Below are 11,175 nucleotides of genomic sequence, written 5' to 3' on the forward strand. Positions count from 1 at the left end.
GACCGGGCCGCTGCCCGCGCCAGCCGCCGCGCCCAGGGCCGTCGCCGGCCCCGCGTACAGGTCGACGCTCCGCCCCGCGTGGTTGGTGCGCAGCCAGCGGCCCCCGGGACCCCGGCGGCGCACCCCTTCGTACACGGCGCGGGTCACACCGGCGGCGAGCCCGAAGGCGGCGAGCCGGTTCACGCGTCGGCCCGGGCGGTGGCGAGCAGTTCCTCGGCGTGTGCGCGCGCCGTCTCGGAGTCCTCCTGGCCGGCGAGCATCCGGGACAGCTCCCGCACCCGCTCCTCGCCCTCCAGGACGGTCACCCCGGAGCGGGTGACGGAGCCGTCGCTGGTCTTCTCGACCAGCAGCTGCCGGTCGGCGAAGGCGGCCACCTGCGGAAGGTGGGTGACGACCACGACCTGCGCGCTCCTGGCCAGCTTGGCGAGCCGGCGGCCGATCTCCACGGCCGCCTTGCCGCCGACGCCCGCGTCGACCTCGTCGAAGAGGTAGGTCGGCACCGGGTCGACCCCGGCGAAGACGACCTCGACGGCGAGCATGACGCGGGAGAGCTCACCTCCCGAGGCGCCCTTGGCGATCGGGCGCGGCGGGGCCCCCGGGTGCGGGGCGAGCAGCAGCTCCACCTCGTCGGCGCCGGACGGGCCGTACGCGACGCGCCGGCCGCCGACCTCGACGCCCTCCGGGTCCTCGGTCTGCCGGATGTCGAAGGACACGCGCGCGTGCGGCATGGCGAGGGAGGCCAGTTCGGCGGTGACCGCGTCGGCGAAGCGGGCGGCGGCCTCCGTCCGGGCGTCGGTGAGCCGCTGCGCGAGGACGGACAGCTCGTCGCGCAGCCGGTCCCGCTCGGCGGTCAGCTCCTCCACGCGGTCGTCGTCGCCTTCGAGCTCGCCGAGGCGCGAGGCGCTCTCCTCCGCCCAGGCGAGGACGGCCGAGACGTCCTCCCCGTACTTCCGGGTCAGCTGGGTCAGGGCGGCCCGCCGCTCCTCGACGGCGGCCAGCCGCAGCGGGTCGGCGTCCAGGTTGTCGGCGTAGCCGGCGAGCTCCCCCGCCACGTCCGCGAGGAGGATGGAGATCTCCTCGGTCCGGTCGGCGAGCGCGGCGAGCGCCGGATCGTGCGCCCGTACGGCCTCCAGGGCGCGGCCCGCGCCGGCGACGAGGGTCGTGGCGTCGACGGCCTCCGGGTCCTCGGGGTCGCCGGCCAGCGCCCGGTGGGCGAGCGCGGCGGCGGAGGCGAGGGCCTCGGCGTGACCGAGGCGCTCGGCCTCGGCGGCCAGCTCCGCGTCCTCCCCGGCGCGCGGGGCGACGGCCTCGATCTCCGTGAGCCCGAAGCGCAGCAGGTCGGCCTCCTGCGCTCGCTCACGTGCCCGAGTGGTGATCTCGTCCAGCTCGGCGGTGACGGCCCGCAGCCGCTTGTACGCCGTGGCGTAGGCGGCGAGGGGGACGGAGACGCCCTCCCCGGCGTACCGGTCGAGCGCGCCGCGCTGCCGGGCGGGCTTCAGCAGGCCCTGCTGGTCGGTCTGGCCGTGGACGGCGACGAGTTCGTCGGCGAGCTCCGCGAGCAGTCCGACGGGCACGGAGCGCCCGCCCAGGTGGGCCCGGGACCGCCCCTCCGCCGAGATGGTGCGGCTCACCAGGAGCGCGCCGTCGTCGAGCTCCGCCCCGGCCTCCTCGGCGCGTACGGCGGCGGGCGCGCCGGGAGGCACGGTGATCCGCCCCTCGACGACGGCCGAGGCCGCGCCGATCCGTACCAGGGCCGGGTCGGCCCGTCCGCCCAGCAGCAGGCCCAGGCTGGTCACGACCATGGTCTTGCCCGCACCGGTCTCACCGGTCACCGCGGTGAAGCCGGGCGACAGCTCGACCACCGCGTCGTCGATGACCCCGAGCGACCGTATCCGCATCTCCTCCAGCACGTCCCAGACCATACGAGGTTTCCCGGGTCGGACGCGACATCGGCCCCGTGCGTCACCCGTGAGGGCGTGGATCAGTGGGGGGCGCCGCGCCATCCGGAGACGGGCAGGGCGAACTTGGCGACCAGCCGGTCCGTGAAGGAGGCGTGGTGGAGACGGGCGAGCCGGACGGGGACGGCGCCGCGCCGGACCTCGACGCGGGCGCCCGCCGGGAGCTCCACGGTCCGCCGTCCGTCGCACCACAGGACACCGTGCGGGGTGTGCGGCTCGACCTCGACGGCCAGGACCGAGTCGGGGGTGGTCACCAGCGGCTTGGCGAAGAGGGCGTGCGCCCCGATCGGGACCATGAGGAGGGCCTCCACCTCCGGCCAGACGACCGGCCCGCCCGCCGAGAAGGCGTAGGCGGTGGAGCCGGTGGGGGTCGCGCAGATCACCCCGTCGCAGCCGAAGCCGGTCACCGGACGCCCGTCGATGGCGAGGACGACCTCCAGCATCCGCTCCGGGGACACCTTCTGGACGGCGGCCTCGTTGAGCGCCCAGTCGCGGTGCAGCACGTCGCCGTTCTGGTGGACGGCGACGTCGAGCGTCATCCGCTCCTCGACCTCGTACGCCTTGGTGACGACCCGGTCGACGACCTTGTCGAGGTCGTCCCGCTCGGCCTCCGCGAGGAAGCCGACACGGCCCAGGTTGACGCCGAGCATGGGGACGCCGGAGGCGCGGGAGAACTCGGCCCCGCGCAGCAGCGTCCCGTCGCCGCCGAGGACGACGAGCAGTTCACAGCCGTCGAGGGCGTCGGAGCAGGCCTCCGGCACCTTCTCGACGGAAGGGGGCAGCGGCAGGTCCGCGGCCTCGGCCTCGAGGACGCGGACGCCTATGCCGCTGCGCAGCAGCCCCAGGACGACCAGTTCGGCGCTGCGCACGGCGGCCGGCCGGCCCGTGTGCGCGAGCAGGAAGACGGTACGCGGTGCTGTCTCGGGTGCTGCTGCCGATGAACTCAACGAGGTCCCTCCGCCACGGCCCGGTCGACGTCGGCCGGATCCAGCGCGGGCGCTCCTGCCCGCAGCCACAGAAAGTACTCGACGTTTCCGGAGGGGCCGGGCAGCGGGCTCGCGGTGACGCCCAGAACACCGAGTCCGAGCTCCCCCGCCTGCCGCGCGACGTTCTTCACGGCGTCGGCGCGGAGTTCGTCGCTCCGCACCACTCCGCCGGATCCGAGCCGCTCCTTACCCACTTCGAACTGCGGTTTCACCATCAGGACGAGGTCGGCGTCCGGGGCCGTGCAGGCGACGAGGGCGGGCAGCACGAGGCCGAGGGGGATGAAGGAGAGGTCGCCGACGACGAGATCGACGGGGATGCCGTCGATGGCGTCGAGTGTCAACTCGCGCACGTTGGTGCGGTCCTTCACGGTGACGCGGGCGTCGCTCTGGAGGGACCAGGCGAGCTGTCCGTAGCCGACGTCGACGGCGACGACGTGCGCGGCGCCGGCCCGCAGCAGGACGTCGGTGAAGCCTCCGGTGGACGCGCCCGCGTCGAGGGCGCGCCGGCCCTCGACCCGCAGGCCCCGGGGTACGAAGGCGGCGAAGGCACCGGCCAGCTTGTGGCCGCCGCGCGACACGTAGTCGGGGTCGGAGTCGTCCTGGGCGACGACGATGGCCGCGGCCGTTTCGACCTGGGTGGCGGGCTTGGTGGCGACGGTCCTGCCGACGGTCACCCGGCCCGCGGCGATCAGCTGGCCGGCGTGCTCGCGCGAGCGCGCGAGTTTGCGCCGGACCAGCTCGGCGTCGAGACGGCGGCGTGCCACTCCTGCCACGTTCGGTTCAGCTCCTGTTGTCGTGCGGTCGGGGGGCGGGGTGCGCGTCGAGCGAGGTCAGCTCGGCGCGCAGTCCACGGTGTACATCCTCGTACACGGCCGGGTGCCGGTCCGCCGGGAGGCGGTCGACCTCGGCCAGCCGCTCCAGATGCGCGTCGACGGCGGCGTACCCGGTGGGCTCCCGGGGTACGCCGAGGGGCTCGCCGTCCGTCTCCGGCCCCGCGCCGCCGTACGGTACGGCCTCGGGGGCGGGTACGGGTGCCGTTTCCGGGTGCGCGGCGGGCTCGGCTGCCGGGGCCTCGGCGCCGGCCGGGTCCCGCTCCGGGTCCCGTCCGAAGCCCCGGCCCGGGGCGGGATCCCGTCCCGCGTCCGCGCTCCTGTCCGCACCTCCGACCGGCACCGCCTCCGGCTTCGCATCGCTCATGCCACGACGCTACCGCGAAGCCCTGGGGTACCGTCGTCGGCGATGGCGACGATCACGGAGTGCCGCACGGCACTGGACAGACTCTCCGACAACCTGGCCGGGGCGGACGGCGGTGTCCGGGGCGCGGCCGGGCTCGACCGCACCCTGAGCTGCCACCTCACCGACCTGGACACGACCTTCACCGGCCGTCTCGCGGACGGCCGGATCCACGTCGAGGGGACGGTCCCCGGGCCGCCGCCCGCGAAGGCGCAGATCCGGCTCGCGATGACCGGCGACGACCTGCTGGCGATGGTCGGCGGCAGCCTGAACTTCGCGAAGGCCTGGGCCTCCGGCCGGGTCCGCCTGGAGGCGGGCGTCCGCGATCTGCTGCGGCTGCGTTCCCTGCTGTAGGCCGGCGCCTTCGGCCCACCGGGCGCTCAGCCCGGCGGACGGGCAGACGGCGCCGTACAGCCTCCCGGGGGCCTCACTTCGCTGGAGAGACCCTCGGCCCACCCCCCGGGCGTTCAGCCCGGCGGACGGCCCGCCCGGGCCGTACGGCGTCCCGGGGCAGGCCTCACTTCCCGAGCGCGGGCTCGGGCCGCGGGGCGGGGGCCTCGGCGGCGGCCGGCTCCGGGGCCGGGGCGGGCCGCCGGGACCGGGCCTGCCGGCCGGCCGGGACGACCAGCGGGGTGCCCGTCTCCGGGTCGTCGATGACCTGGCAGCGCAGCCCGAAGACCTTCTCGACGAGCTCGGCGGTCACGACCTGCGACGGCGGGCCCTCCGCGACGACCTCGCCGCCGCGCACGGCGATGAGGTGGGTGGCGTACCGGGCGGCGTGGTTGAGGTCGTGCAGGACGGCGACGAGTGTCCGCCCCTGCGTCTCGTGCAGCTCTGCGCAGAGGTCGAGGATGTCGATCTGGTGCTGGATGTCGAGGTAGGTGGTCGGCTCGTCGAGCAGGAGGAGCGGCGTCTGCTGGGCGAGGGCCATGGCGATCCAGACGCGCTGGCGCTGGCCTCCGGACAGTTCGTCCACGAAGCGTTCCGCGAGTTCGGCGACCCCGGTGGCCGCCATGGACTCCTGGACGATCCGCTCGTCCTCGGGGGACCACTGGCGGAGCAGGCCCTGGTGCGGGTAGCGGCCGCGGGCGACGAGGTCGGCGACGGTGATGCCGTCGGGGGCGATGGACGACTGGGGCAGCAGGCCGAGGGTCTTGGCGACCTTCTTCGCCGGAAGGCTGTGGATCGACTCCCCGTCGAGCAGCACCCGGCCCTGAGCCGGCTTCAGCATCCGCGAGAGGGCGCGCAACAGGGTGGACTTGCCGCAGGCGTTGGGTCCGACGATGACCGTGAAGGAGTGGTCGGGGATCTCGACGGAGAGGTCGCGGGCGATGACCCGCTGCTCGTAGGCGAGGGTGACCGCCTCCGCGCCGAGCCGCTGCCGTCCGCGCCGTTCCTGCCGCTGACCGTCCATACCCGTACTCCCGTTGTTCTTGTGCGTGGTCATATGCGGCCCGCCTTGCGTTCGGTGACGAGCAGCCAGAGCAGATAGCAGCCGCCGAGGATGCCGGTGACGACACCGACGGGCAGCTGGCGCTCCCCGAAGGCGTTGGTGGCCAGCCAGTCCGCGGCGAGCAGCAGCACCGAGCCCATCAGGGCGGAGGCGCCGAGGTTGGGGCCGGGCGTCCGGGTCAGCCGGCGGGCCAGCTGGGGGGCGCTCAGCGACACGAAGACGATCGGTCCGGCGGCGGAGGTGGCGACGGCGACGAGCAGGACGGCCGAGGCCATGAGGAGGATCCGGGTCCGCTCGACCTTCACCCCGAGGGCGTACGCGGCGTCGTCGCCCATCTCCAGCATGCGCAGGGCCCGGCCGTGCCCGAGGACGAGCGGCAGCAGGACGCAGCAGACGGTGAGGAGCGGCCAGAACTGGGCCCAGTCGCGCCCGTCGAGGGAGCCCGTCATCCACACGGTGGCGCGGGTGGCGTCCACCAGGTTCGCCTTGGTGATCAGGTAGTGGATGACGGACGTCAGCATGGCGGCGGCGCCGATGCCGACGAGCACGAGCCGGTAGCCGTGCACGCCCTTCTTCCACGCCAGCAGGTAGATCGCCGCTCCGGTGACGAGTCCGCCGACGACGGCCCCGCCGGCCGCGGCGGCGGCGCTGCCCTGGAAGAGGACGATGACGGTGAGCGCGCCGACCGTGGCGCCCTGCCCGAAGCCGATGACGTCGGGGCTGCCGAGCGGATTGCGCGAGATCGACTGGAAGACGGCCCCGCCGACGGCGAGGGCGGCGCCGACGAGGACGGCGACCAGGACGCGCGGCAGCCGGATCTGCATGACGGCGAATTCCTGGACCGGGGTGCCCGCGCCGAGGAGGGTGTCGACGACCTCGCCGGGCGTCATGGGGAAGTCGCCGGTGCCGACGAGCACGACGGCGCCGGCGAGGGTCAGTACGAGCAGCCCGAGCACGGACAGCGCGCCCCGGGGGGCGTACCGCACGGAGAGCCCTCCCGCGGTCCGCAGGGTCTTGGTGGTCACAGCTGGGCCATCCTCTTGCGGCGTACGAGTCGGATGAAGACGGGCCCGCCGACGAGGGCGGTCACGATGCCGACCTGGAGCTCGGCGGGGCGGGCGATCATCCGCCCGATCACGTCGGAGCCGAGCAGCAGCACGGGCGCGAGGACCGCCGCGTACGGCAGGATCCAGCGCATGTCCGGCCCGGTCAGGGCCCGCACCATGTACGGCACCATGAGGCCGAGGAAGACGATGGGCCCGCAGGCGGCGGTGGCGGCCCCGCACATCAGGGTGACGGCGGCCATGGCGACGATCCGCGTGCGGTTGATGTGGGCGCCGAGGGCGCGGGCGGTGTCGTCGCCCATCTCCATGGCGTTCAGGGGCCGGGAGATGAGGAGGGCGAGGACGGCGCCGGCGAGGATGAAGGGGGCGACCCGGCCGACCGTGTCCATGGTGGCGGAGGCGAGGGAGCCGACCGTCCAGAACCGCAGCCGGTCGAGGGCCGCGGAGTTGAGCAGCTGGACGGCGTTGACGTACCCGTAGAGCGCGGCGGTGGCGGCGGTTCCGGCGAGGGCGAGCCGGACGGGGGTGGCCGTGCGGCTGCCGCCGAGGACGTACACGACGACGGAGACGACGGCGGCGCCGGCGAAGGCGAACCAGACGTAGTCGCGGACGTCGTCCACGCCGAGGAACGCGATCGCGGACACGACGGCCGCGGCGGCACCGGCGTTGACGCCGAGGAGGCCGGGCTCGGCGAGCGGATTGCGGGTGAGGCCCTGCATCACGGCCCCGGACAGGCCGAGGGCGAGACCGACGAGCAGTCCGAGGAGGGTCCGGGGCACGCGCACGTCGCGCACGATGATGTCGTTGCCGGTGCCGGTGGGGTCGAACAACCCGTGCCACACGTCGCCCAGCGGCATCGGCTTGGCACCGATCATGATGCTCAGGACACAGATCAGCAGCAGGACACCGACGGCGCCGACCAGGCCGACGGCGCGCACGGAATTCCGGCGCGTCGGCTTCTGGGCAGCGCCTGTCGACTCCGCGCTCGCACGGGAGGGACTCTCGACCAACACGGAGTTAGGTTAGCCTATCCAACTCTGCTGGCCGGAGGGGGAACCGGCGGCCCCCCGCGGGCGCACGCTCCGCCTCCTACAGGCCCAGCCGCGCCAGCGCCTTCCCCGCGTCCAGGCCGCACGCCCCGTCACCCGCCGCGCTCCACGCCGCCCCGCACAGCGCCCGTACGCCGTCCATCGCGCCCCTCGCCCCGTCACCGTCCCCGGCCGTCCCCGGGCCGGCCGGCTCCAGCGTCAGCTCCCCGCCGCTCACGGCCGCACGCCACCCGCCGCACACGTACGAACCGCCGTCCTCCGGCACCACCTCGGGCTGACGCTCCAGCAGGCCCCGCAGATCACGCGCCACATACGTGGGCCGGTGCTCCGGCACCGCCGCGAGCAGCGTGGCCGCATCGGTGACGCCGGTCAGGACGAGCAGTGAGTCCACGTCCCCGTTGAACGCGCCCTCGATGTCGGTGTCCAGCCGGTCCCCGACGACCAGCGGCCGCTCCGCCCCCGTCCGCAGCACCGTCTCCCGGTGCATGGGCGGCTGCGGCTTCCCCGCCACCTTCGGCTCCACCGCGCCCCCGGTCGCGATCCGTACGACCTCCACCGCCGCCCCGTTCCCGGGCCCGATGCCCCGCGCCCCGGGAATCGTCAGGTCGGTGTTGGAGGCGTACCAGGGCACTCCGCGCGCCACCGCGTACGCGGCCTCCGCGAACCGCCCCCACGGCAGCTCGGGCCCGCCGTACCCCTGGACGACGGCGACCGGCTCGTCGTCCGCCGACTCCACGGGCTCCAGGCCCCGTTCACGCAGGGCGACCCGCAGCCCCTCCCCGCCGATGACCAGCACCCGCCCACCGGCCGGCACGTCCTCCGCGATCATCCGGGCCACGGCCTGCGCCGAGGTGACCACGTCCGCGCCCTGGGCCGGCACCCCGAGCTCGGTCAGGTGCGCGGCCACGGCGTCCGGGGTCCGCAGCGCGTTGTTGGTGACGTAGGCCAGGTGCATGCCGCCCTCGCGGGCCGTACCGAGCGCCTCTACGGCGTACGGGACGGCTTCGCCACCCGCGTACACCACCCCGTCCAGGTCGAGCAGGGCCGTGTCGTAGGCCGCGCTCAGCGCGACCGCGCTGCCCCCGGGCCTCGTCCTCCCGTGCCGCTTCTCCTGTCCGCTTCGCGCCATGACGCCGTACTCCTCACATCGCCCGGTGTATTTTCCCCGCTCCCCCGATCATCGCTCATGCCGCGCCGCACATACGATGACGAGATGAACACCTCAGGTCACGCGGCCGCCGATGCCCGCGCTGCCGCCGCAGGGTTGCGCCTGCGTCCGTTCCGCGGACTCCGTTACGTCCCCGAGCGGGTCGGCAGTCTGGCCGCCGTGACGTCGCCGCCCTACGACGTCGTCGTACGACCTGACGGGCTGCTCCACCTGGAGTCCGCCGACCCGCACAACATCGTCCGGCTGATCCTGCCCCAGGCGATCACGGCCGGCACCCGGCACCGCAAGGCGGCCGTCACCCTCGACCGCTGGATCGCGGAGGGCGTCCTCGCCCCCGACCCGGAGCCGTCGCTCTACGTCTACGAGCAGTACGGCGACGGCATCCTGCAGCGGGGAATCATCGGGGCGCTGGAGCTCACCACCCCGGACGAAGGCGTCGTTCTGCCGCACGAGGACGTGATGCCGCACGTGGTGGAGGACCGCGCGGCCCTGATGCGGACGACGGCGGCCAACCTGGAGCCGCTGCTCCTGACCTACCCGGGCGACGGCGACGGCTCCGCCACGGTCGTGGAGCGCACCGTGGAACGCGAGCCGCTGCTGTCGACCACCACCGAGGACGGGTTCCAGCACCGCCTGTGGTCGGTCACGGACCCGGCCGAGCTGGCGGCGGTGGCGGCCGATCTCGCCCGCCACCAGGCTCTCATCGCGGACGGCCACCACCGCTGGGCGACCTATCTGCGGCTGCGCGACGAGCACCCGGCGCCGGGCCCGTGGAACTACGGCCTGGTCCTCCTCATCGACACCGTGCGCTATCCGCTGCGGGTCCGCGCGATCCACCGGCTCCTCAACCGGCTGCCGGTGCCGGACGCGCTCGCGGCGCTGGGCGACGCCTTCCGCGTCCGCCGCCTCGACGGGCCCCTCCCGGCGGCCCTCGACGCCCTCGCCTCCGCGGCGGCCGGGGGCAACGCCTTCCTCCTCGCCGGTGACGGCGGTTTCCACCTCCTGGACCGCCCGGACCGGGACCTTCTGGCCCGTACGATCCGCACCGACCGCCCGGAGGCCTGGCGCACCCTGGACGCGACGGTCCTGCACTCCACGCTCCTGGACCACGTCTGGCACATCCCGGACACCCCCGAGGAGATCGCCTACATCCACGACACCGATGCGGCCGTCGAGCAGGCCGAGCGCCACGGCGGTACGGCGGTCCTGATGCACCCGGTGCGTGAGGAAGTCGTCAGGGACCTGGCCCGGCAGGGCGTCACGATGCCCCGCAAGTCGACCTCCTTCGGTCCGAAGCCGGCCACGGGCCTGGTCCTGCGCAGCCTCGCGCTCGACTGAGGGACGCCCGGGAACGACAGAAGGGCGGCACCCCGGTGGGGGTGCCGCCCTTCTTCAGCGTCAGTCGCGGTCGTCGTCCTCGCCGGTGTCCCCGGCATCGGCGGCTTCGTCGGCGGGGTGCTCGCCCTGCTCCTCCGCCGTCTCGTCGAACGCGTCGACGAACTCGACGCCGTCCAGCTCCGCGAGCCGGTCGGAGGCGTCGGTGGCGCCGTCCTTGTCGGCTTCCAGGGCCTTGGCGAACCACTCGCGCGCCTCGCGCTCCCGCCCTGCGGCGAGCAGCGCGTCGGCGTAGGCGTACCGCAGGCGCGCGGTCCACGGGTGTACGGCGCTGGAGGCGAGTTCGGGGCTCTGCAGCGTCACGATGGCCGCGTCCAGCTGCCCCATGTCGCGGCGGGCGCCGGCGGCGACGAGCCGCATCTCGACCTGCCCGGCCTTGTCGAGCTTCTGCACCTCGGGCTCACCGGCCATGGCCAGCGCCCGCTCGGGCCGGCCCATGCCGCGCTCGCAGTCCGCCATGACGGGCCACAGGTCGACTCCGCCACTCATCCGCCGCGCGGCCCGGAACTCGGCCAGCGCCTCGGAGTACTTCTGCGTGGCGTACGCGGCGAAGCCGGCGGCCTCGCGGACGGCGGCGACACGGGAGGCGAGCCGCAGGGCGATCCGGGAGTACTCGTACGCCTTCTCGGGGTCCTCGTCGATCAGCTGGGCGACCATGACCAGGTTGCGCGACACGTCCTCGGCAAGCCCCTTGGGCAGGCTCATGAGCTCCTGGCGCACGTCCGGGTCGATCTCCTCACCGGTGACCTCCGGAGGAATCGGCAGCCGCTTGATCGGCGCCCGGTCCCCACGGTCCCGGTCGTCCCGGCGCCCGAACCCGCCCCGGTCGTCCCGACCGCGGTAGCCCCCGCGGTTGTCGTCCCGCCGGT

11 protein-coding genes and 1 pseudogene are annotated in these 11,175 nt (G+C 74.5%); 2 read left to right on the forward strand and 10 right to left on the reverse strand.

Going from position 1 to position 11,175, the window contains the following annotated elements:
• The 5 genes and pseudogenes from RIF68_RS13755 to RIF68_RS13775 all read right to left on the reverse strand — a co-directional run.
• Positions 1-183 (reverse strand): annotated as a pseudogene (locus RIF68_RS13755) (hypothetical protein); the annotation flags it as partial.
• Positions 180-1,922, reverse strand: a complete 1,743-nt coding sequence (gene recN, locus RIF68_RS13760; RefSeq protein WP_309051512.1) for a DNA repair protein RecN — start codon at positions 1,920-1,922, stop codon at positions 180-182. The pseudogene RIF68_RS13755 and the gene recN, both read right to left, overlap by 4 nt.
• A gap of 59 nt (positions 1,923-1,981) precedes the next feature.
• Complete coding sequence (locus RIF68_RS13765) at positions 1,982-2,905, reverse strand: NAD kinase (RefSeq protein WP_309051513.1); 924 nt, start codon at positions 2,903-2,905, stop codon at positions 1,982-1,984.
• Positions 2,902-3,717: a TlyA family RNA methyltransferase gene (locus RIF68_RS13770; protein WP_309051514.1), complete on the reverse strand. Its 816-nt coding sequence runs from the start codon at positions 3,715-3,717 to the stop codon at positions 2,902-2,904. The genes RIF68_RS13765 and RIF68_RS13770 overlap by 4 nt, the downstream gene beginning before the upstream one ends.
• Positions 3,718-3,724: 7 nt before the next feature.
• The gene (locus RIF68_RS13775; protein WP_309051515.1) at positions 3,725-4,141 is read right to left on the reverse strand and encodes a hypothetical protein; all 417 of its coding nucleotides are present in this window, start codon (positions 4,139-4,141) and stop codon (positions 3,725-3,727) included.
• Between the two features lie 42 nt (positions 4,142-4,183).
• Here RIF68_RS13775 and RIF68_RS13780 point away from each other — a divergent pair, with 42 nt between their 5' ends.
• Positions 4,184-4,531 carry an SCP2 sterol-binding domain-containing protein gene (locus tag RIF68_RS13780; protein WP_309051516.1) on the forward strand — a complete coding sequence of 116 codons (348 nt, stop codon included), beginning with the start codon at positions 4,184-4,186 and terminating at the stop codon, positions 4,529-4,531.
• A 163-nt stretch (positions 4,532-4,694) separates the two neighbouring features.
• Here the strand turns inward: RIF68_RS13780 and RIF68_RS13785 are convergent, their stop codons facing one another.
• The 4 genes from RIF68_RS13785 to RIF68_RS13800 all read right to left on the reverse strand — a co-directional run bounded on the left by RIF68_RS13785 (position 4,695) and on the right by RIF68_RS13800 (position 8,872).
• A complete protein-coding gene (locus RIF68_RS13785) occupies positions 4,695-5,591 on the reverse strand; it encodes an ABC transporter ATP-binding protein (protein ID WP_309051521.1) in 897 nt (298 codons plus the stop codon).
• 29 nt (positions 5,592-5,620) lie between these two features.
• Entirely contained in the window at positions 5,621-6,655 is a 1,035-nt protein-coding gene (locus tag RIF68_RS13790) for an iron chelate uptake ABC transporter family permease subunit (RefSeq protein ID WP_309051517.1), read from the reverse strand.
• Entirely contained in the window at positions 6,652-7,707 is a 1,056-nt protein-coding gene (locus tag RIF68_RS13795) for an iron chelate uptake ABC transporter family permease subunit (protein ID WP_309051518.1), read from the reverse strand. Before RIF68_RS13795 ends, RIF68_RS13790 begins: the two co-directional genes overlap by 4 nt.
• Before the next feature lie 76 nt (positions 7,708-7,783).
• On the reverse strand, positions 7,784-8,872 hold the full coding sequence (locus RIF68_RS13800) for an HAD hydrolase-like protein (protein ID WP_309051519.1): 1,089 nt from the start codon (positions 8,870-8,872) through the stop codon (positions 7,784-7,786).
• Positions 8,873-8,956: 84 nt separating this feature from the next.
• On the opposite strand from RIF68_RS13800, the gene RIF68_RS13805 reads away from it, so the two are divergent.
• Positions 8,957-10,249, forward strand: coding sequence for a DUF1015 domain-containing protein (locus RIF68_RS13805; protein WP_309051520.1), 1,293 nt, complete (start codon positions 8,957-8,959; stop codon positions 10,247-10,249).
• A 60-nt stretch (positions 10,250-10,309) separates the two neighbouring features.
• Here RIF68_RS13805 and RIF68_RS13810 read toward each other — a convergent pair whose 3' ends face one another.
• Positions 10,310-11,071: a tetratricopeptide repeat protein gene (locus RIF68_RS13810; RefSeq protein WP_309051522.1), complete on the reverse strand. Its 762-nt coding sequence runs from the start codon at positions 11,069-11,071 to the stop codon at positions 10,310-10,312.
• Positions 11,072-11,175: the final 104 nt, after the last annotated feature.

The sequence above is a fragment of the Streptomyces sp. genome, from assembly GCF_031178505.1.
Classification (GTDB): Bacteria; Actinomycetota; Actinomycetes; order Streptomycetales; family Streptomycetaceae; genus Streptomyces; species Streptomyces gulbargensis.

Excerpts from the sequence above, each read along its gene's own strand:
- recN (WP_309051512.1), bottom strand. The coding sequence starts at position 1,922 with ATGGTCTGGGACGTGCTGGAGGAGATGCGGATACGGTCGCTCGGGGTC.
- RIF68_RS13780 (WP_309051516.1), top strand. The coding sequence starts at position 4,184 with ATGGCGACGATCACGGAGTGCCGCACGGCACTGGACAGACTCTCCGAC.
- RIF68_RS13785 (WP_309051521.1), bottom strand. The coding sequence starts at position 5,591 with ATGGACGGTCAGCGGCAGGAACGGCGCGGACGGCAGCGGCTCGGCGCG.
- RIF68_RS13775 (WP_309051515.1), bottom strand. The coding sequence starts at position 4,141 with ATGAGCGATGCGAAGCCGGAGGCGGTGCCGGTCGGAGGTGCGGACAGG.
- RIF68_RS13805 (WP_309051520.1), top strand. The coding sequence starts at position 8,957 with ATGAACACCTCAGGTCACGCGGCCGCCGATGCCCGCGCTGCCGCCGCA.
- RIF68_RS13800 (WP_309051519.1), bottom strand. The coding sequence starts at position 8,872 with ATGGCGCGAAGCGGACAGGAGAAGCGGCACGGGAGGACGAGGCCCGGG.